Here is a 19990-nt window from a genome sequence, read left to right on the forward strand (position 1 = left end):
CCGGGCGGGCCCGCCGCTGCGGGCCGGGAACGGCCCCGGCATCAATGGTCACCTTCGCGCTCTCGCGGCACTGGAGCGCGGCTCGGCCCCCGCACGAGAGGTTCGCGCGGGGGCCGGGGACGGTCCGGGGTGCTGAGGACGGGTCAGGCGGAGGGCCGTCCGAACCAGGTCGACAGGGCCAGGTACAGCCCGTCCACCAGCTCACCGGGGGTGGCGTCGCGGTCCGCGGCCCAGGCGATGTAGCCGTCGGGGCGGATCAGCAGCGCTGCCAGGCCGGGGGCCGCCTCGGCGGCCCCGGCGTAGGACCGCACCCGGTCGCCGGCGCCCGCCGCGGCCGCCCAGCGGGCGAGCGTCGCACCGGTCTCCGGCTGTCCTGCCAGGTCGATCAGGACGGGCTTCCCGTCGTGCAGCAGATGCGCGAGCTGTACGTCCCCGTCGGCGCCCTTCAGCACCATGTCGCGGGCGAAGTCGCCGACCAGCTGGTGGTGCGTCCCGCCCTGCGGCGGGTACCGCACATCGACGCCGGCGATCATGCCGGCCAGGAACCGGTTGACGTCGGGCAGTTGCATCAGCTGGTTGAACATGTCCCGCAGCGGGGTGACGATCGGGTCCGGGTTCATCAGCGCGATCTGCGCCAGGGTGTTGCCGATGACGCCCTCGGCCGGGGGCCGGCGCTCGGCGTTGTAGGTGTCGAGCAGGCCCTCCGGTGCCCAGCCGTTGATCTCGGCGGCGAGCTTCCACCCCAGGTTGAAGGCGTCCTGCAGACCGAGGTTGAGGCCCTGCCCGCCGACCGGGAAGTGGGTGTGCGCGGCGTCGCCGGCCAGCAGGATACGGCCGTGCCGGTAGGTTTCCGCCTGCCGGGCCGAATCCGTGAACCAGGAGAGCCAGCGGGCGTCGTGGGCCCCGAGGTCGGTGCCCCAGACCTTGCGCATGCTGTCCTGGAACTCCTCCAGGGTCAGCGTCTCGTCCGGGCTCTTGCGGCCCTCCTCGGTGTAGTCGAAGGTCGCGACCCGGTGCACCCCCTCTTCGAGGGAGACACAGAACAGCAGGCCGTTCTCGGTGCGCTCCATGCCCATCGGCGCGTTCTCGCCGTCGGCCAGGACCACGTCCGCGAGCCGGGCGGTGACCCGCCCGCCCTGGCCGGGGAACGGAATGCCGGCCGCCTTGCGGACCAGACTGCGGCCGCCGTCACAGCCGATCAGATACCGGCCGCGCAGCGCGTAGTCCGCGCCGCCGCCGGTGACCTGGACCGTCACACCGTCCTCGTCCTGGTCGACGCCGGTGATCTCGTGGGAGCGCCGGATCTCCACCCCGGACCGCAGCGCGTGCTCCTCGAGCAGTTCCTCGGTCCTGGTCTGCTGGACCAGCAGGGCGTAGGCGTGGCTGCTGTCGAGCACACTGAAGTCGATCCAGACGTCCTGGCCGGCGAAGTGCCCGTTGCTCCAGGACCGCGCTCCGTCGGTGAACCGGTCGATGAGGTTGCGCCGGTCCAGCACCTCCATCGAGCGGGAGTGCAGGCCGAACGCCTTCGAGTGGGGGCTCCGTTCGGCGAGGCGTTCCACCACCACACTGCGGATGCCCGCCAGTTGCAGTTCCGAGCTCAGGAAGACACCCACCGGCCCCCCACCGGCGATGATCACGTCGACATCATGGGGCGTTGCCATAGTCAGTCCTTGTCCGATTCGTTGGCGTGGGCCAGCTGGGGCTCGGGCTTGGCAGCGGCGGGTGCGCCGCGTTCCGCCTTCTGCAGCGGGACGTTCTTGAGGAACAGGGCGATGACGAGACCGGTCGCCAGCAGCGGGATGGTCGCGATGAACACCGGCGTCAGAGCGTCGGCGTAGGCGCTGGAGACGGCGTGCGCCAGCGCGGGCGACAGACCGTGGGTGGAGGCCAGCGAGGAGGCGCCGCCCTTGCCGGCCAGCTCGGCCTCCAGGGCGGGCGTCAGGTGCTTGGGCAGCTGGTGTCCCAGCCGGGTGTAGAAGATGGTCGCGAACACCGAGAGCCCCAGGGCGGTACCGGCCTGACGGGCCAGCGTCACCGTCCCGGTGATGGCGCCGATGTCGCGCATCGGGGCGGAGTTCTGGGCGGCGAGGGTGAGGACCTGCTGGGACAGCCCGGAGCCGATCCCCAGCAGGATCATGAAGAGGCAGGCCACCACCCGGCTGGTGTCGGCGGTCATGGTGGCCAGCAGGGACACGCCCACCAGCCCGACGGCCATGCTCGCCACCGGGAACCACTTGTACCGGCCGGTCCGGGAGATCACCTGGCCGGTGATCATCGTGCTGGCGACCAGGCCGAACATCATCGGCAGCAGCACCAGGCCGGAGACGGTGGCACTCGCGCCGGTCACCCCCTGGGCGAACAGCGCCAGGAAGTTGACCGAGCCCAGGAAGACGGCGCCGCCGATGATGCCGAGGGCGGCGCAGAGGGAGAACGTCGAGTCCTGGAAGAGCCGCAGCGGGATCACCGGCTCGACGGCCTTGCGCTCCACGGCGATGAACAGCGCCGCGATCAGCACGGTCGCGGCGCCCAGCCCGATGATGACCGGGGAGCTCCACGCGTACCGCGAGCCGCCCCAGCTCGCGAACAGGATCAGTGTGACGATCGCCCCGCTGAGGAGTGCGATCCCCGGGTAGTCCACGACCGGGTTGCGCTTGATGACCGGCAGCTTGAGCAGCAGGCCCAGCATCAGCAGGGCGGCGATCCCGATCGGCAGGTTGATGAAGAACACCCAGCGCCAGCCGAGGTGGTCGGAGAGGATGCCGCCGACGGCCGGCCCGGCCAGCGCGGCCACGGCGAAGTTCGCGGCGAAGTAGCTCTGGTACTTCGCCCGGTCACGGGGGCTGAACAGTGCGCCGAGGATGGCGAAGACACCGGTGACCAGACCGCCGGCGCCCAGCCCCTGCAGCACCCGGAAGGCGATGAGCTGGTGCATCGAACCGGCCAGTCCTGAGGCCAGCGAGCCGGCCATGAACACGCCGATGGAGCCCATGACGACGCGTTTGTGGCCGAACAGGTCACCGAGCTTGCCGGACAGCGGTGTGATCACACTGGCGGCGATGATGTACCCGGTGGTCACCCAGGCGAACAGGTTGAGTCCGCCCAGGTCGGTGACGACCTTGGGCAGGGAGGTCGCGACGATCTGGCCGTCGAGCATGCCCATGAAGACCGAGAGCATGAGACCGGCCAGGATGAACTTGATGTGACGGGGGATCGGAGTGGCGGCCACGGCCGTTCCTTTCGGGGGTCTTCGGTATCGGTCGGTCAGCTGTCTCGGGCGAGCAGCCGGCGCAGTACGGTGCCGAGCTCGTCGGCGGGCCCGGCCGCGGCGCCGTGGCTGCGCCACGCGACGAATCCGTCGGGGCGCACCAGCACCGCCCCCTGCGGGCCGATCCCGTACGCCTCGGTGAAGTCGCCGGTGACCGGGTGCAGCACCTGCCCGCGCGAACCGCCGGTCCGGTGGACCGTGAGACGTGTCCCCAGCTCCTCGGCGGCGGTTCCGGCCGACTCGCACCACGGGTCCGCGTCCTCCCCGGCCAGCAGCGTGAAGCCGCCGCCGAACAGGTCGAGCGTGGAGATCTCCTTGCCCTGGCTCTCCACGAGCAGATGCGGCGCGCGGGTGCCGGGCCGGCCGCCGGTCGTCCGCGGGTCGATGACCGCGGGCGGGTCCGCCGCCTCGTCGCCGGCGCCGTTCAGCACCGCGCCGGAGACGTACCGGTACCCCATCGTCACGGCGAGCGGATCCGCGATCCGCGCGCGCTGCTCGTCGGTGGCGGTGTTGGAGCGGACCGCGAGTTCCAGGGCTCCCTGGTCGGCGACGAAGTCGCCCAGCGGCCGGCGCTCCGCGTCATAGCTGTCGAGCAGTCCCGCGCCCGCCGTGCCCCGGATCACCGAGGCGAGTTTCCAGGCCAGGTTGTGGGCGTCGGCGATACCGGTGTTGGAGCCGTAGCCGCCGGTCGGCGGGATCACATGGGCGGCGTCGCCGGCCAGGAAGATCCGGCCGCGGCGGTACTCCTCGGACGCGAACTCGGCCATCTCCCACGGGAAACGGGACCGGATGCGCACTTCGAGGTCCGGGACGCCGATCGCGGCCCGCACCAGATGCACGCACCGCTCGTCGGTGAAGTCGTCCAGGCTGTCGCCCTCGGCCGGGTCGTACGCGACGACGAGGGTGCCCTCGGTGAGGGTGTCGTCGTGCACGAGGATCCCGGTCACCTCGTCGTTCTGGACGTGCGCCACGCTGAACCGGCGGCCGTCCAGGGCCTCGCGCATATGGGCGGTGAACGCCATGCTCAGCTGGTGCGAGATGACGCCGCGCCCGTGCCGCGGCACACCCAGCGTCTCGCGCACCAGGCTGCGCGGGCCGTCGGCCCCCACCAGGTAGTCGCTGCGCACGGTCCGCTCGCTGCCGTCCGCGCGGTCGCGCAACACCGAGGTGACACCGGACGCGTCGGCCTCGAAGGAGACCAGCTCGGTGCCGTACGAGGTACGGGCCCCGAGCAGCTCGGCGCGGCTGCGCAGCAGCGGCTCCAGCCGGTCCTGGGGCAGCAGCACCATCCGGCTCGGCGTCAGGTCGTCGAGTTCGTCACCGCCGGCGAGCTCGTCGCGGCTCCAGAACACCTGCCCGGTCAGTGACTCCAGGCCGGCGCGCAGCGTGTGGTCCTTGAAGCCGGCGGCCGCCTGGAGAACGGTCTCCTCCAGGCCGGCGGCGCGCAGGATCTCCAGGGTGCGCGGGTAGTACCCGACCGCGCGCGGATGGACGGAGGTGCCGGGGTGACGCTCGACCAGCAGGCAGGGGATTTTCTCCCCGGCCAGGAAGAGCGCCGTGGACAGGCCAACGAGGCTGCCGCCGACGATCAGGACCGGGACCCGGTCATCGCTCATAGGACTTCTCCCTCTCGGGGCCTCTTCAGTACCTCTGTGGGCCTTTTGTGTATCTCCATGGAGCTCTCGCGGGTGATCGTGACAGCGGTGCCTAGAAGGTGGGTCGAGCCCAGCTGACCTCGCACTCCAGTACGCGTCGATTCGAATTCCAGTAGCCCCTGAGAGCTTGCCGGGACCCGGAACATCACATTTCAGCCACCCTGGGGGATCTGGACATGACGGACGCGATAGCCCGAAGAGACATCGTCAGAAAGGCCGGCGCGGCGGGGACGCTCGGCCTCGGAATGGCCGCGGTGGGCATGCTGGCCGCCCCGGCGGCCTCGGCGCACACGGGTACGGCGCCGGCCCGGCCGGGCAACGCGGCGGAACGCCGGCTGCCCGGCGCCTGGACCATCGAGATGCAGCACTTGGACACCTTCCAGCCGGGGCTGACCGCTTTCACCTCGGACGGTCTGGTGCTGGTCATGCACGTCTCGGCCCCGCACATCGGGATGGGCAACTGGTCGGCGACCGGGCGGAACACCTTCGTCTTCAACTTCCACATCCTGAACACCGACCCGGCCACCGGGGCGTACACCGGGCAGATGCACATGTGGGGGAACGGCACGTTCGGTTCCGACACGTACTGGGCGGGCACCGCGAACGTGGCGATCTACGATCCGGCCGGCACGCAGGTGTACAGCCACACCGGTGACGCGATCAACGGCACCCGGGTCGGCGTCGACACCTGAGTCAGGTAGCGCGAAGGGCCGGCCACCGGATCTCCCCGGTGGCCGGCCCTTCGGCATGACGAGACGGATCAGAGCTTGAGCTGGACCCCGTACTCGGTGAGCCAGGTGTCGAGCTGCAGCACCATCTCCAGGTTGGCCCGCTCGACCCAGGCGAACGCGCCCTCGGGCGTGGTGTCCTGGGCCAGCACCGCCTTGGTCGCCGCCTGGTCCAGCAGCGGCTGGACGGCGGCCGAGGAGTCGGCCGCCAGCTCGACGAAGCGCGAGTGGACGAACCGGCCGTACTCGATGTCCTGCGTCGTCGGGTAGGCGCTCTTGCGGCGGTTGAGCACCGGCTCCGGCAGCAGATCGGAGACGGCCGCCCGCAGCAGGCTCTTCTCCTGTCCGTTCACCCGCTTCATCTCGGCCGGCACGTTGAACACGTACTCCACCAGCCGGTGGTCGCAGAACGGTGCGCGCAGCTGGACGCCCGCCGCCATGCTCATCCGGTCCGCCCGGTCCAGGTGGGTGGGCGCCCAGCGGGTGAGCGTGAGATACGTGATCTCGCGCGCCCGGCGCTCGGCCGGCGAGTCGCCCGCCAGCCGCGGGGCCTCGGCGACCGCCTCACGGTAGTGCCCGTCCGCGTAGCCGATGAAGTCCAGCCGCTCGCGCAGCCCCCGGTCCAGCAGAGCGGTGCCCAGGCCGCCGACCGCGGTGTCGTGACCGCGCTCGAAGTTCACCCAGGGGAAGGTCTGGGAGTTGGCGTGCTTGGGGTCGTACGCCCAGAAGTAGCCGTTGAAGACCTCGTCCGCGGTTTCTCCGGAGAGCACCACCTTGGCCTGGTCGCGCAGCGCCCGGAAGAACAGATAGAGCGAGACGTCCATGTCGCCCAGCGGCGAGGGGGTGTCCTGGCTGCGCATGACCTGGGCGTGCACCTTGGGGTCGGACAGCGCGGCCGTGTCGAGCAGGATCTCGGTGTGGTCGCTGTGCACGTGCTCGGCGACCATCGTCGCGAAGGGGGAGTCCGGGGTGGCCCGCATCGTCGGGTGGACCTCGAAGTTCTCCGTGTAGCCGGCGAAGTTCATCGAGAACGTGCGGATCGCGCCGCGGCCCTCCGCCTTCAGCGCGCCGGCGGCCAGCGCGGTCAGCGCGCTGGAGTCGATACCGCCGGACAGCAGCGCCGCTACCGGCACATCGGCGACCAGGTGCCGCCCGACCGACTCCGACAGCAGTCCGCGGACGGTGTCCACGGTGGTCGCCAGCGAGTCGGTGTGCGGCTCCGCGGTCAGCCCCCAGTAACGCTCCTCGGTCACCCCGCCGGAGTGCACCCGCACCAGATGCCCGGGACGCACCTCGGTCACATCACGGAAGACCGTGGTCCCCGGCTTCTTGCCGTGCGCGAAGACCTCGCGCAGGCCGTCGGCGGTGACCACCGGGTCGACCGCCGGGTGGGCGAGCAGCGCCTTGGGCTCGGAGCCGAAGACGAACCCTGAGGTGGAGTCGGGGCCGGTCCGCGCGAAGCACACCGGCTTGATGCCCAGGCGGTCGCGCACCACCAGCAGTTCCTGCCGCAGCACGTCCCAGACGGCCACCGCGAAGGCGCCTTCCAGCCGCTCGGCGAAGGACTTGCCCCACTCCAGATAGGCCCTGGCCACCACTTCGGCGTCGCCGCCGGAGCGGAAGGTGTGCCCGCGCCCCTCCAACTCGGTGCGCAGCGTCCGGAAGTTGAAGATCGACCCGTCCAGCAGGGCCACCGCGAGCGGCTCGCCGTGGTGGTCCGCGATCACCGGCTGCCGGCTGTCCGCGGGGGAGAGCACCGCGAACCTGCGGTGCGCGAGACCGGCGTGCTGGGAGAGCCACTGCCCCTCGCCGTCGCCGCCGCGATGGTTGAGCGTGTCCGCCATCGCGCGCAGCACCGGCGCCTCGCCGGACAGATTGCGCTGGTAGTCGACCCAGCCGACGATTCCACTCATGCCCTGGTCCTCTCCGGTGCTGCGGCTTCTGCGGGAGCGGACGGCCCGGGAGTGAGCAGCCGCACGTCGATGAGGCTGAGCCCGTACCGCTCGACGGCGTCCCGCAGGTCCGCGGTCGTCGGCGGGCCGTCACTGTTGATCGTGAGGTCGAGCCTGCGCTGCGCGGCGGGCCCGTAGAGGCGGATCAGCCGCAGATAGCTGTTGGCGACCCGGACCGGCTCCGTCACCAGCTCCAGCCGGGCGGCCCGGCGTTCCCCCAGCCAGGTGATCTCGGCGTCCGCGCCGCCGGCGAAGTTGTGCCGCCAGGTCCCGGACGTGGCCAGTACCAGGTTGTCGTCGAGGCTGTGGGCGCCCACCGGAATGGTGAACGCGCGGCCGGTGCGCCGGCCGGTGAAGTGCAGCAGTAGCAACCGCTGCGCCATGGGGCCGGGGGTGGGCGCCGACAGCGCGGCGATCACCGCCTCGTTGTCGGGCAGCCCCTCGTCACCCGGCCGTCCCAGCTCGATCACGGGCCGCTCGGCGGGGCTCATCGGAGCACCGCCACGGCCGTCGCGGTCAGGACCAGTGCCACGATCGCGAACGTGGTGCGCACCGCGTGCCAGTTGCGCCACTGCAGCCGCGGATCCTGCCAGTCCGGGCTGAGGTTGTTCTCGTCCTGGCTCTTCACCCGGTTGTTGATCGGCACGTTCCGGGTCTGGGACACCACGGCGACCCCCACCATGAACACCGCCGCGAGGGCGAACAGCGGGCGGCTCCCGGCCGAGTCGGTCCGGAAGGCCGCGAAGACGTCGACGACCACCGAGCTCGTGACGATGTACGGCATGATGTGGTCGTAGCGGCGGCCGAGCAGTCTGTGCGTTGTGATGTATCGGTCCGCCGGCATCGCGATCAACGCGGGCATGACACTGATCGCCACGGCGAACAGCACCCCGGCGACTATGCCGGTGCCCAGGATCACGGCGACGCTCAGCACTTGCAGCAACACCATGCTCATCCCTCTCTCGACTGTGGGACCACGGTCAGGTCCCGGGAACGTCCCAGGGGCTTCTCGGCGGGTACTGGAAGACCGGTCGAATCCGGGCCGTGGCAGGGATCGGGTCCCGAGCGGTGCTCCACCGCGCACCGAGCCCCGAGCCGTTCAGTGGACCCCAACCGATTACGACCTGCCCCGCGGTAGGGAGTGGATGAGGGAGCGGAGTCGCAGGACACCGCGAGCCCGCTCCCTACCGTGGGGCAGGTCGTTACCTGTCAAGGGGGCTGTGCATGGCCGAGGAACGGACACCTGTGCTGGTCGTGGGCGGAAGCATGGTGGGCCTGTCGGCCGCTCTCTTCCTCTCCCACCAGGGATTCCCACCGCTGGTGGTGGAGCGCCACCGCACCGTCTCGGTGCAGCCGCGCGCCCAGGCCGCCAGCCCGCGCACCATGGAGATCCTGCGGGCGCTGCAACTGGAGGCGGACGTCAGGGCCGCCGAGACGCCCAACGCCCAATACGGCAACATCATGCAGGTCGAGTCGCTGGCCGGCCCCGAACTCGGCTGGTTCGACGGCCCGTTCCCGGCCGATCCGCAGGGCGTCAGCGCCACCGGCTGGACGTTGATCGGCCAGGATCGGCTGGAGCCGGTGATCAAGCGCCGGGCGGAGGAGCTGGGCGCCGACATCCGGTTCGGTACCGAGATGGTGAGTTACACCCAGGACGAGGACGGGGTCACCGCCCGGATCTGCTCGGTGGAGACCGGCGAGGAGCACGACGTCCGCGCCGACTACCTGTTCGCGGCGGACGGCAACCGCAGTCCGATCCGGGACGGGCTCGGCATCAAGGCGGAGGGCCCCGGCGCCTTCGGCCGCCAGCTCATCATGATCTTCCACGCGGATCTGACCGCACTGGTCGCCGGCCGTGAGTTCTTCCTGTGCTTCGTCAAGAACGCCGAGGTGCACGGCGTACTGGGGCAGCTCGACCCGTACACCCACCGGTGGTGCCTGGCGGTCAGCCTGCAGCCCGACGAGTCCGCCGCCGACTACACGACGGAGCGCTGCCTGGCGCTGATCCGCGCCGCGGTCGGCGTGCCGGACCTCGACGTCGAGGTGGAGTCGGGGCAGGACTGGGAGATCGCCGCCAAGGTGGCGCAGCGGTTCCGCCACGACCGGGTGTTCCTGGCCGGCGACGCCGCGCATGTGATGCCGCCGACCGGCGGGTTCGGCGGCAACATGGGCATCCAGGACGCGCACAACCTGTCCTGGAAACTCGCCCTGGTGCTGCGCGGACTGGCCCGGCCCTCACTGCTGGACAGTTACGAGCCGGAACGGCTGCCGGTCGCGGAGTTCACCGTCGAACAGGGCGTCATCCGCTATCTGCAGCGCAACGGGCTCGACGAGGAGATCGCCGCACGGCACCGGCCCGAGCCGACCGTGCTGTTCGGCCAGCGCTACCGCTCCGGCGCGGTGCTGGCCGACCCGGACGGTGCCGACGACGGCGCGGTCTTCGAGGACCCGCACCTGGCCACCGGAACACCCGGCACCCGGGCACCGCACTTCATGATCGAGCGGCCCGGCGGCAGCCCGGTACCGCTGCACGACCTGATCGCCCGGGACTTCGTGCTGCTGGCCGACGACACCACCGACGACGGCCGTGCCTGGCTGGCCGCGGCGCCGCCGCTGGCCGCCCGGTCCGGTATCGGGGTACTGGCCCAGCCGGCCGGTGCGGGCTTCACCACGGCGTACGGGGTCGGCCAGGGCGGCGCGGTGCTGATCCGTCCCGACGGGTTCATCGCCTGGCGCAGCCGCGGCCCGGTGGCCGACCCGGCCGCGATCCTGGCCGACGCCCTCTCCCGGGCGGCGCACTCCCGCACCTTGTAAAGAGGCAGGAGTTGTCAGGAACAAGAGCACACAGGAGAGCCGCGCCACCGCCTGTCCCGGGCGGTGGCGCGGCTCCCGTCTGTGATGCCGCACCTGGTCGCGGCTCAGGCCGCCCCGAGGTCCAGGAGCTGGCGCAGCGCCCGCTCCAGATCCGCGGTGCCGGGCACCGCGCCCGCGGCACGCCAGCCGACGAATCCGTCGGGGCGCACCAGCACCACCCCGTCGTCGCCCACCTTGTAGCGGGCCGCCCACTCGCCCTTCGGGTCGGTGAGTTCGCCGTCGGGTCCCACCCGGTAGGCGACCAGGTCCACCCCGAGCCGGCCCGCGGTCTGGGCCGCGGCGGCGGCCAGGCTGTCGGCCGCGCCCGTGGTGAACAGGACGAAGCCGCGGCCGAAGAGGTCCACGACGGACATCTCCGGGCCGTCCTTCGCCTGGACGATCACATGCGGCGCCCGTGCCCCGGGCTGCGCGGACGGGTGGTCCGGGTCCTCCAGGAGCGGTCCCGCCGGTTCGGCGAACTGCGGGGAGAAGGCGCCCGACCGGTAGCGGTAGCCGAACGTCATGGTCGTCTCGTCGACGAGCTCGTCCGCGACGTCCTCCAGCCGCTTGCCCTCCCGGACGGCGAAGCGCAGGCCCGCCTGCTTCGCCGTCTCCAGGGCCACCGGGCGGCGTTCGGTGCCGTACGTGTCCAGCAGGCCGGGGCCCGCGGCCCGGGCCAGCACCAGTGACAGCTTCCAGGAGAGGTTGTAGACGTCCTGGATGCCGGTGCTCGCCCCGAACGCGCCGGTCGGCGGGATGACATGCGCGGCGTCACCGGCGATGAACACCCGGCCCGCGCGGAACTGCTCCGCGATCCGCATGGAGATCTCCCACGGCAGCATCCTGCCGTCCTCGATCTCCGCCGGCAGGTCGTCGACGCCGATCGCGCTGCGCAGCAGTTCCAGGCAGCGCCGCTCGGTGAAGTCCTCCGGCCCCTCGCCCTGTTCGGGGTAGAAGGAGACGTTGAACACCCAGCGCTTCTCGTTGTCGATGGGGATCAGCGTGCCGCGCACCACCGGGTTGTTGACGTACGCGGCGATGACCTTGCGGCCGGCCAGAGCCGGGCTCAGATCGGCGTGGAAGAAGAAGCTCACCAGGTTGGTGATGGTTCCCCTGCCCCGGTCGGGCACCCGCAGCATCCGGCGCACCGGGCTGCGGCTGCCGTCCGCGGCGATCACGTAGTTCGCGTGGATGGTGCTGGTGACGCCGGTCGACCGGTCGTGCACCGTGGCCAGCACCCCGTCGAGATCCTCCTCCAGGGACACCAGCTGGGTGCTGAACCGCACCTCCGCGCCGGTCGCCACCGCCTGCTTGCGCAGCAGCGGCTCCAACTGGTTCTGGTCGATCATGGCCCAGCGCGCCGGACTGATCCGGCTGAGGTCCTCGGGCGCCGCACTGGGCATCCGGACCCGCTCGGGGCCGGCGAGGGTCTCCACGTGCACCAGGACGTCGTTGCCCGCGATCGGCGACTCCTCGGCGCGGATGGCGTCCTCCATGCCCACCGCCCGGAAGATCTCCATGGTGCGGGGGTTGATGGCCCGCGCCTTGGGGTGACCGGAGGTGTCCGGGTGCCGCTCCACCAGCAGGGAACGCACCCCGAAGTGGGTGAGGAAGACACTCGCCGAAAGCCCGGTCAGGCCGCCGCCGATGACGAGCACCGGCACGTTCTCGTCAGCCACTGCGATCTCCCTTCCGTCCGATCACCAGGGTGTGGGTGCTGAGCAGCGGCTGTGCGGAGGCCTCGGCGAAGCCGGCCTCGTGCAGCCACTGCACACAGTCGCCGACCCGGTACTCCTGGCCGTTCTGGCTGACCAGCTTCATGTGCAGACTGCTCAGCAGCCGGTCGGAGTCCCGCCGGTCGTCGTCGATCATGCGGTCGTAGATGAGCACCTGGCCACCGGGCCGCAGGCTGTCGTGGATCCGCTTGAGCAGCGCCAGACTGTGCTCGCTGTCGAAGCCGTGCAGGATGTGGCCGAGTACGACGACATCGGTGCTCGGCAGCGTGTCGGCGAAGAAGTCCCCGCCCTGGAACGTCACCCGGTCGGTGAGTCCGAGCCGGCCCATGTGCTCCTCGAAGAGCGGCTGGGTGCGGGGCAGGTCGAAGCAGACCCCCGTCAGGTGCCGGTGGGTGCGGGCCAGTACCGAGGACAGGTTGCCGCGGGAACCGCCGAGGTCGGTGAAGGTGGCGATCCCGCTCCAGTCGATGCACGCGGCCAGCTCGGTGCCCATGCGGTCGCTGAACGCGTCCAGGCCCTTGAGGAACCGCTTCATCTTGTCCGGGTTCTCATGGCGGTCGCCGAAGAAACCGCCCTTGTCCGGGTCGAGGGTCTGCGGCTCTCCGCTGATCAGCGCGTCGGGCAGCCGCCCCCAGGTGTCGTAGAGGGTCTCATTGGTGAGCTCGATGAAACCGCCCAGGTAGCTTTCGGTCTCCTCCACCAGATAGGCCGTGGACAGCGGGGAGTTGCGGTAGGCGCCGTCCTCCCGGTCCAGCAGGCCCAGGCCGACCAGGGCGTCGAGGAAGTCCGCGGAGAACCGGGGGTGCAGACCGGTGCGCTCCCGGATCTCGGACTCCGTGGCGGGCCCGGACGCCAGGGCGGTGAAAACCCCCACGCGCACCGCGCCCTGCAGCACCTTGGCCCCGCAGTCCGCGATGGAGAGCCGGATCAGCGGCCCAGGGCTTACTTCCGCGGTGGCGGGCAGGTCTCCGGTCGTCGTCACATGATCCTCCTTGGAGTGACCGGACATTGGATCGCCCGACCATCGCCGGGCCGCGTCGAACCCGGCTAGAAGGCCGGTCGCGCAGCACTCGGCTCCGACAGCCGCGTCCCACTCCGGCTCAAGTCCTTCTGGAGGAGCGGTGGGCACGCTGCCGTCCGGGTCCTTCAGCGGGGCTCACGACAGTGAGGAGAGGAAACCGGATGAGTGACTTCACTCTGCAGGAGCTGACCGCGAAGCTGCGCGAATGCGCGGGTGAGCCCGACGGTGTCGACCTCGACGGAGACGTCCAGGACACCCCCTTCATGGAACTCGGCTACGACTCGCTCGCGCTGCTCCAGGTGACCGGCGTGATCAAGCGGGAACGCAGTATCGACCTTTCGGACGACGCGGTGGTCGAGGCGGAGACCCCGCGGATCCTGCTGAAGATGATCAACACCAGCCCGGCGCAGAGCCGCTGACCGCCGCCGGCGGTCACCACCGGCGTAGGGCCTGACCGATCCGTACAGCGCCACCGGCCGGCTGGGGCGACCGGCCGCTATCGAGTTCGAATCTGTGGGAGGAATCGCATGCCGTACGCAGCGATCGTCTACCGGGTCAAGCCCGGCAACGAGGACGAGATCGCCAAGATCTTCGAGAACTTCAACCGGGTGGACACCGCCGACCTGCGCACCGACGAGGGTACGGACGCCGGTCGCATTCTCGGTACCGGGCTCTTCATCAAGGACGATGTGATGGTCCGCTGCATCCACTACGAGGGCGACCTCGCGGCGGTGGGCAAGCACATGGCCATGCAGCCCGGTGTGCACGCGGCGGAGAGCCGGCTGGCTCCGTACCTGCTGGAGGAGCGGGACACCTCGTCGCCGCAGGCGTTCGGCGCCTTCTTCCGCAACGCCTCCATGCGCAGCATCCTCCAGCTGAGCGTGGACACCCTGGAGACGAAGTCCTGACCGTGCTCTGACGGCCCGACGGATTCTCCCCCAGCCGCTCCGTGCGTCCCCGCCCTTTCCGGCGGGACGCGCGGAGCGCTGTCGCGTTCCCGGCCGTTCGGCCGGAGTTCGCGCGCAGGTCCCCAGCTGCAGTCCGATTCGAGCAGGTCTTTAGAGCCTGCTGTGACGGTTCCGGCTGTTGGTCCGAGCAACTCGTATCGAAGGAGGTCGACGGTGCACCGGACTTTGATCGTGGCGAAGATGCGGCCGGGTAAGGCCGATGACATCGCGAAGATCTTCGCGGAGTCTGACGCGTCGGATCTGCCGCACATGATTGGCGTGTCGCGACGGACCCTCTTCGCTTTCCATGACTTGTACTTCCATCTGGTCGAGGCGGACGAGGACATCACCGACGGCCTCTACCGGGCGCGCAGCCACCCGCTCTACGACGACATCAACCGCAAGCTCGCGGAGTGCGTGTCGCCGTTCGACCCGAACTGGAAAGAGCCCAAGGACGCCATGGCCGTGCCCTTCTACGTGTGGACGCCCGAGCAGGGGAGGATCCAATGACCGCGCAGCCTGTGCGGATCTCGGCGGACGAGGTGTCGCCCAACCGCAAGCGCGGTGGCGACATCCGGGTCACGCTCAGCCCCGTGACGGCCGGCTCGACCTCGGGCTTCGGCGGAGTGATGTACCTGGACCCCGCCGAGTTCGTGACCGAGCACTACCACCCGTACTCCGAGGAGTTCATCCACGTCATCGACGGGGAACTCGAGATGACGCTGGACGGCGAGCCGCTCAAGCTGGGCCCGGGGGACTCCCTGCTGGTGCCCATCGGCGTCCGCCACCGGCTGGTCAACATCGGTGAGGTCAAGGCGCACTGCGCCTTCCACCTCTCCCCGCTGGCCCCCCGCCCGGATCTCGGGCACGTGGACACCGAGCTGCCGACGAACCCGCAGGCGCCCAACCCGAACGTGGGTGGCGCCCCGTGAGCCGTCGTGCGGTGGTCACCGGGATCGGCGTCCTGGCACCGGGAAGCGTGGGCCGGGAGGGATTCTGGGACCAGCTCTCCGCCGGACGCACCGCGACCCGGCGGATCACGCTCTTCGATCCCGCGCCGTTCCGTTCCCAGGTGGCCGCGGAAGTGGACTTCGACCCGGTCGCATCGGGTCTGACGCCCCAGCAGATCCGCCGGATGGACCGGGCCGCGCAGTTCGCGGTGGTCTGCGCGCGGGAGGCGCTGGAGGACAGCGGCGCCGAGCTGTCCGCGCTCCCGCCGGAGCGGATCGCGGTCTCCATCGGCAGCGCGGTCGGCTGCACGATGGGCCTGGAGGAGGAGTACGTCACCCTCAGCGACGGCGGCAAGCACTGGCTCGTCGACAGCACCTACGGCGTTCCGCACCTCTACGGCTACATGGTGCCCAGCACCCTGGCCGTGGAGGTCGCCCACGCTGTCGGCGCCGAGGGCCCGGTGGCGCTGGTCTCCACCGGCTGCACCTCGGGGCTGGACTCGATCGGGCACGGTGTGCAGCTGATCGAGGAGGGCTCGGCCGACGTCGTACTGGCCGGGGCCACCGACGCCCCGCTCTCACCGATCACCGCCGCCTGCTTCGACGCGATCCGGGCGACCACGTCGAACAACGCCGACCCGGAGCACGCCTCCCGGCCGTTCGACCGGGACCGGGACGGCTTCGTGCTGGCGGAGGGCTCCGCGGTCCTCGTCCTGGAGGAGAAGTCGGCCGCCGAGGCGCGCGGCGCCAAGATCTACGGCGAGTTCGTCGGCTTCGCCGGCCGCAGCAACGCCTTCCACATGACCGGACTCAAGGCCGAGGGCCGTGAGATGGCCGAGGCCATCCGGGTCGCCCTGGACCAGGCGAAGCTCGACCCGACCGCCGTCGGCTACATCAACGCCCACGGCTCCGGCACCAAGCAGAACGACCGTCATGAGACCGCCGCGTTCAAGCGGAGCCTCGGCGATCACGCCTACCACGTGCCCGTCAGCTCCATCAAGTCCATGGTCGGACACTCGCTGGGAGCCATCGGCTCCATCGAGGTCGCGGCCTGCGCGCTGGCTCTCGACCGGCAGGTCGTCCCGCCCACCGCCAACCTGAAGAACCCCGACGCCGAGTGCGATCTGGACTACGTGCCGGTCACCGCCCGGGACCACGCCATGGACGTGGTGCTCAGCGTGGGCAGCGGATTCGGCGGCTTCCAGAGCGCGATGGTGCTGGCCAGGCCCGGCGCCGTCCCGTACGAGAGGAGCTGACGGTGAGCAGCGCGACGCAAGCCGCCCCGGTGATCACCGGGCTGGGGGTCACCGCGCCGACCGGACTGACGGTGGACGAGCACTGGGCCGCGGTCCTGGCCGGAAAGCCGGCGATCGGGCGGATCACCCGCTTCGACCCCAGCAGCTACCCCGTCCAACTGGCCGGTGAGGTGGCGGACTTCGACACCAAGGCACAGGTCCCCAGCCGGCTGGTCACCCAGACCGACCGCTGGACCCACCTGGGCCTGGCCGCCGCCGCCGAGGCACTGGCCGACGCGAAGGTCGTGCCGGCCGAACTGCCCGAGTTCGAGATGGCCGTGGTCACCGCGGCCTCCTCGGGGGGCACCGAGTTCGGCCAGCACGAGATGGAGAACCTGTACAAGAACGACCCGACGTGGGTCGGCGCCTACCAGTCGATCGCCTGGTTCTACGCGGCGACCACCGGCCAGGTCTCCATCCGGCACGGCATGCGCGGACCCTGCGGTGTGCTCTGCTGCGAACAGGCCGGCGGCCTGGACGCGATCGGGCAGAGCCGGCGGCTGCTGCGCGGCACCTCCCGGCTGGTCGTGACCGGCGGTACGGACGCCTCACTGTGCCCGTACGGCCTGACCGCCCAGCTGAGCACCGGAAACCTGTCGACCGTCAGCGACCCGGGCCGGGCCTATCTGCCGTTCGACGCCGCGGCCAGCGGTTACGTGCCCGGTGAGGGCGGCGCGATGCTGATCCTCGAACGCGCCGCCGACGCGGAGGCGCGCGGCGCGGGCGGCGGCTACGCCCAGGTGCTCGGCTACGCGGCGGGCTTCGACCCGGCGCCCGGCTCCGAGCGGCCGCCGGCGCTGCGCCGCACCCTGGAGGCGGCCCTCGCGGACGCCGGAGTGACACCGGCCGGCGTGGACGTGGTCTTCGCGGACGCGTCCGGCGTGCCGGCGCAGGACGCGGCCGAGGCCGCCGCGATCCGGGCCGTGTTCGGGCCCGGCGGGGTGCCGGTCACGGCGCCCAAGACGCTGACCGGACGCCTGTACGGCGGCGGCGCGGCGCTGGACGTGGCGACCGCCGCACTGGCCCTGCGCGACCAGGTCATCCCGCACACCGTCGGACCGGACGCACCGGTCCCCGGGTACGGCCTGGACCTGGTCCTCGGCGAACCCCGGGCCGCCGCACTGCGCACCGTACTGGTCCTCGCCCGGGGACACGGCGGCTTCAACGCGGCCCTGGTACTGGGACGTTCCGCCTCCTGACGGCGGAATCGGGACGAAGGCGAGAGACAAGGGAGAGTGGCGATGGCCGGGCACACGGACAACGAGATAGTGATCAACGCGCCGATCGACGAGGTCTGGGACACCACCAACGACGTCGTCAACTGGCCGGACCTGTTCAGCGAGTACGCCAAGGCCGAGATCCTGGAGCAGTCCGGGGAGACCGTGACGTTCCGGCTGACCATGCACCCGGACGACGACGGCCAGGTGTGGAGCTGGGTCTCGGAGCGCACCCCCGACCGGGCCACCCGCACGGTGCGGGCGCACCGGGTGGAGACCGGCCCGTTCGAGTTCATGAACATCTTCTGGGAGTACACCGAGACGCCCGACGGCGTGCGGATGCGCTGGGTCCAGGACTTCCACATGAAGCCGCAGGCCCCCGTGGACGATGCCGGCATGACCGCGCACCTGAACCGGAACACAGCCATCCAGATGTCCCTGATCAAGGACAAGGTCGAGGCCGCCTCCACCCGGAAGTAGCCGCGGACGCACCCCCGGAGGTCACCGGTGCCCGCTCTCCTCATCCCACTCGTGCTGCTGATGAACGGGCTCGCGGCCGGATGCATGCTCGGCACGCTGCTCGGCGGCTGGCCGCTGCTCGCGGGTCTCCCCGACGAGGGCTACGTCCGGACGCACGCGTTCTTCTCCGGCCGCTACGACCCGTACATGCCCATCTGCACCCTGGGCACCCTGCTGGGCGACACCGTGCTCGCCGCCACCGTCGGTGACGGCTGGGCACGGTCCTGCTTCACCGCCGCGGCACTGCTCGCGCTGTGCACCGTGGTCATCTCGTTCGCCAAGAACGTCCCCGTCAACCGGTGGATCCGCACCGTCGACCCGGACAACCTGCCCGCCGGCTTCGACGCGACACAGCGCCGCGGCCAGTGGGGCCTGTGGAACAAGCGGCGCAGCGTGATCACCATGCTCGCCCTGCTGTCCAACTGCGCGGCGCTGGCCACGCTTCTTTGAGGAGGATTTATATGGATCTCGGCCTGAGAGGGAAGAAGGCGCTGGTCACCGGTGGTACCCGCGGTGTCGGGCGCGGCATCGTGCTGGCGCTGGCGCGGGCCGGCGTCGATGTCATCACCTGCTATCTACAGGAGGGCGAGCGGGTCTCCACCCTGGAGCGCGAGCTCAAGGAGATCGGCGGCGACCACCATGTGCTGCGCGCCGACGTCGGCGACCCGGCCCAGGTCGCGGACCTGCTGGAGCAGGCCGGCACTCTGTACGGCCACCTCGACCTGGTGGTCAACAACGCCGGCACCATCAGCCACATCCCGTACGCGAAGCTGCCCTTCGAGGAGTGGCAGCGGATCGTCACCACCAACCTCACCTCCACCCACCTGGTGACGCAGGGCGCGCTGCCGCTGCTGGGCGAGGGCTCCTCCATCGTGAGCATCGGCTCCAAGGGCGCCGAGGCGGGCATACCGCTGCGGGCGCACTACACGGCGACGAAGTCGGCCCTGATCGGGCTCACCCGGTCGCTCGCCAAGGAACTCGGCTCCCAGGGCATCCGGATCAACGTGGTCTCCCTCGGCGTCATCGAGACCGAGGCGCTGTACGCCCTGCCGCAGGAGCAGCAGGACCTGATGGTCGAGCGGTACAGCAACAAGACCGCGCTGGGCCGGCTCGGGCTGCCCGACGAGGTCGCCGGCGCCATCCTGTGGCTCGCCAGCGATCTGTCGCGCTATGTCACCGGCGCCACGATCTCGGTCGACGGGGGGATCTCCTGATGGCCGGCGGAGCGTTCCGGGTGATGCTGGAAATGACGATCAAGCCGGGCCTGGCGGCCGAGTTCGAGCAGGAGTGGCGCAGCGGCACCGACGCGGTGACCGGCCACCCCGCCAACATCGGCCAGTGGCTGGCCCGCAGCACCGCCGACGAGGACACGTACTACATCGTCAGCGACTGGACCGACGAGACCGGCTTCCGTGCCTTCGAGGACGGCAAGGCCCACGTCGCCCACCGCGAGCGGCTGCACGCCTACCGGGCGTCCGCCACGTTCGACACGATGCGGGTGGTGGAGCACATCGAGGGTGCCGCCCATGCCCGGTGAAGTGCTGGTGATGATCCATCACCAGGTGCGCGACGAGGCCGAGCAGGCCGCGCTGCGGGAGGCGTACCACCTGGTCAGCAAGCGGCTGGCGGAGGTGCCGGGCATGCTCGGCAACGAACTGCTGCAGTCCGCCGTCGATCCCACCGCCGTGGTCGTGATGAGCCGCTGGGCGGACCTCGCCGCCTTCCGCGTCTGGGAGGAGGGGGCCGGGCACCGCGGCGACACCGCACCGCTGCGGCCGTACCGCGACACCCGGCTCGCCATGCCCTTCGGCATCTACGAGGTCGACGCCGCGTACTGAGGACTCACAGA

Annotated in this window: 21 protein-coding genes; 13 read left to right on the plus strand and 8 right to left on the minus strand. The window is 70.8% G+C overall.

The window, feature by feature from the left end; genetic code table 11:
- Window positions 1-143: 143 nt before the first annotated feature.
- The 3 genes from LNW72_RS35755 to LNW72_RS35765 are packed head-to-tail and all read right to left on the minus strand — an operon-like array spanning window position 144 to window position 4884.
- Complete coding sequence (locus LNW72_RS35755; protein WP_250979186.1) at window positions 144-1664, minus strand: FAD-dependent monooxygenase; 1521 nt, start codon at window positions 1662-1664, stop codon at window positions 144-146.
- Between the two features lie 2 nt (window positions 1665-1666).
- Entirely contained in the window at window positions 1667-3229 is a 1563-nt protein-coding gene (locus tag LNW72_RS35760; RefSeq protein ID WP_250979187.1) for an MDR family MFS transporter, read from the minus strand.
- 35 nt (window positions 3230-3264) lie between these two features.
- Window positions 3265-4884, minus strand: a complete 1620-nt coding sequence (locus tag LNW72_RS35765) for an FAD-dependent monooxygenase (protein WP_250979188.1) — start codon at window positions 4882-4884, stop codon at window positions 3265-3267.
- A gap of 215 nt (window positions 4885-5099) precedes the next feature.
- Between LNW72_RS35765 and LNW72_RS35770 the strand changes: the two genes are divergently transcribed.
- Entirely contained in the window at window positions 5100-5615 is a 516-nt protein-coding gene (locus LNW72_RS35770) for a hypothetical protein (RefSeq protein WP_250979189.1), read from the plus strand.
- Between the two features lie 68 nt (window positions 5616-5683).
- On the opposite strand, the gene asnB is transcribed toward LNW72_RS35770, so the two are convergent.
- Genes asnB through LNW72_RS35785 form a run of 3 tightly spaced genes read right to left on the minus strand, consistent with a single transcriptional unit; the run spans window position 5684 to window position 8552 of the window.
- Window positions 5684-7564 carry an asparagine synthase (glutamine-hydrolyzing) gene (gene asnB / locus LNW72_RS35775; RefSeq protein WP_250979190.1) on the minus strand — a complete coding sequence of 627 codons (1881 nt, stop codon included), beginning with the start codon at window positions 7562-7564 and terminating at the stop codon, window positions 5684-5686.
- A complete protein-coding gene (locus LNW72_RS35780) occupies window positions 7561-8094 on the minus strand; it encodes a hypothetical protein (protein ID WP_250979191.1) in 534 nt (177 codons plus the stop codon). The genes asnB and LNW72_RS35780 overlap by 4 nt, the downstream gene beginning before the upstream one ends.
- Window positions 8091-8552, minus strand: coding sequence for a DUF1772 domain-containing protein (locus tag LNW72_RS35785; protein WP_250979192.1), 462 nt, complete (start codon window positions 8550-8552; stop codon window positions 8091-8093). The genes LNW72_RS35780 and LNW72_RS35785 overlap by 4 nt, the downstream gene beginning before the upstream one ends.
- A gap of 275 nt (window positions 8553-8827) precedes the next feature.
- On the opposite strand from LNW72_RS35785, the gene LNW72_RS35790 reads away from it, so the two are divergent.
- Window positions 8828-10417 carry an FAD-dependent monooxygenase gene (locus tag LNW72_RS35790; RefSeq protein WP_250979193.1) on the plus strand — a complete coding sequence of 530 codons (1590 nt, stop codon included), beginning with the start codon at window positions 8828-8830 and terminating at the stop codon, window positions 10415-10417.
- A 104-nt stretch (window positions 10418-10521) separates the two neighbouring features.
- On the opposite strand, the gene LNW72_RS35795 is transcribed toward LNW72_RS35790, so the two are convergent.
- Together LNW72_RS35795 and LNW72_RS35800 are read right to left on the minus strand one after the other, a co-directional pair.
- The gene (locus LNW72_RS35795; protein WP_250979194.1) at window positions 10522-12135 is read right to left on the minus strand and encodes an FAD-dependent monooxygenase; all 1614 of its coding nucleotides are present in this window, start codon (window positions 12133-12135) and stop codon (window positions 10522-10524) included.
- Window positions 12128-13174: an acetylserotonin O-methyltransferase gene (locus LNW72_RS35800; protein ID WP_250979195.1), complete on the minus strand. Its 1047-nt coding sequence runs from the start codon at window positions 13172-13174 to the stop codon at window positions 12128-12130. Before LNW72_RS35800 ends, LNW72_RS35795 begins: the two co-directional genes overlap by 8 nt.
- Before the next feature lie 200 nt (window positions 13175-13374).
- On the opposite strand from LNW72_RS35800, the gene LNW72_RS35805 reads away from it, so the two are divergent.
- From LNW72_RS35805 to LNW72_RS35855, 11 genes are all read left to right on the plus strand, one after another.
- Window positions 13375-13632, plus strand: a complete 258-nt coding sequence (locus LNW72_RS35805; protein ID WP_250979196.1) for an acyl carrier protein — start codon at window positions 13375-13377, stop codon at window positions 13630-13632.
- 108 nt (window positions 13633-13740) lie between these two features.
- The gene (locus LNW72_RS35810) at window positions 13741-14121 is read left to right on the plus strand and encodes a SchA/CurD-like domain-containing protein (RefSeq protein WP_250979197.1); all 381 of its coding nucleotides are present in this window, start codon (window positions 13741-13743) and stop codon (window positions 14119-14121) included.
- A gap of 213 nt (window positions 14122-14334) precedes the next feature.
- Window positions 14335-14670 (plus strand): TcmI family type II polyketide cyclase, encoded by a 336-nt coding sequence (locus LNW72_RS35815; RefSeq protein WP_250979198.1) that lies wholly within the window; start codon window positions 14335-14337, stop codon window positions 14668-14670.
- Window positions 14667-15092, plus strand: coding sequence for a cupin domain-containing protein (locus LNW72_RS35820; RefSeq protein ID WP_250979199.1), 426 nt, complete (start codon window positions 14667-14669; stop codon window positions 15090-15092). The genes LNW72_RS35815 and LNW72_RS35820 overlap by 4 nt, the downstream gene beginning before the upstream one ends.
- A complete protein-coding gene (locus LNW72_RS35825; protein ID WP_250979200.1) occupies window positions 15089-16366 on the plus strand; it encodes a beta-ketoacyl-[acyl-carrier-protein] synthase family protein in 1278 nt (425 codons plus the stop codon). Before LNW72_RS35820 ends, LNW72_RS35825 begins: the two co-directional genes overlap by 4 nt.
- Before the next feature lie 2 nt (window positions 16367-16368).
- The gene (locus LNW72_RS35830) at window positions 16369-17604 is read left to right on the plus strand and encodes a ketosynthase chain-length factor (RefSeq protein WP_250979201.1); all 1236 of its coding nucleotides are present in this window, start codon (window positions 16369-16371) and stop codon (window positions 17602-17604) included.
- Window positions 17605-17646: 42 nt separating this feature from the next.
- The gene (locus tag LNW72_RS35835) at window positions 17647-18102 is read left to right on the plus strand and encodes an SRPBCC family protein (protein WP_250979202.1); all 456 of its coding nucleotides are present in this window, start codon (window positions 17647-17649) and stop codon (window positions 18100-18102) included.
- Between the two features lie 27 nt (window positions 18103-18129).
- Window positions 18130-18591, plus strand: a complete 462-nt coding sequence (locus LNW72_RS35840; RefSeq protein ID WP_250979203.1) for a DUF1772 domain-containing protein — start codon at window positions 18130-18132, stop codon at window positions 18589-18591.
- A gap of 11 nt (window positions 18592-18602) precedes the next feature.
- Window positions 18603-19355 carry an SDR family oxidoreductase gene (locus tag LNW72_RS35845; RefSeq protein ID WP_250979204.1) on the plus strand — a complete coding sequence of 251 codons (753 nt, stop codon included), beginning with the start codon at window positions 18603-18605 and terminating at the stop codon, window positions 19353-19355.
- Entirely contained in the window at window positions 19355-19678 is a 324-nt protein-coding gene (locus tag LNW72_RS35850) for an antibiotic biosynthesis monooxygenase family protein (protein ID WP_250979205.1), read from the plus strand. Before LNW72_RS35845 ends, LNW72_RS35850 begins: the two co-directional genes overlap by 1 nt.
- On the plus strand, window positions 19668-19979 hold the full coding sequence (locus tag LNW72_RS35855) for an antibiotic biosynthesis monooxygenase (RefSeq protein ID WP_250979206.1): 312 nt from the start codon (window positions 19668-19670) through the stop codon (window positions 19977-19979). Before LNW72_RS35850 ends, LNW72_RS35855 begins: the two co-directional genes overlap by 11 nt.
- The last annotated feature ends 11 nt before the right edge of the window (window positions 19980-19990 follow it).

The sequence above is a fragment of the Streptomyces sp. RKAG293 genome, assembly GCF_023701745.1.
Taxonomy (GTDB): Bacteria; Actinomycetota; Actinomycetes; order Streptomycetales; family Streptomycetaceae; genus Actinacidiphila.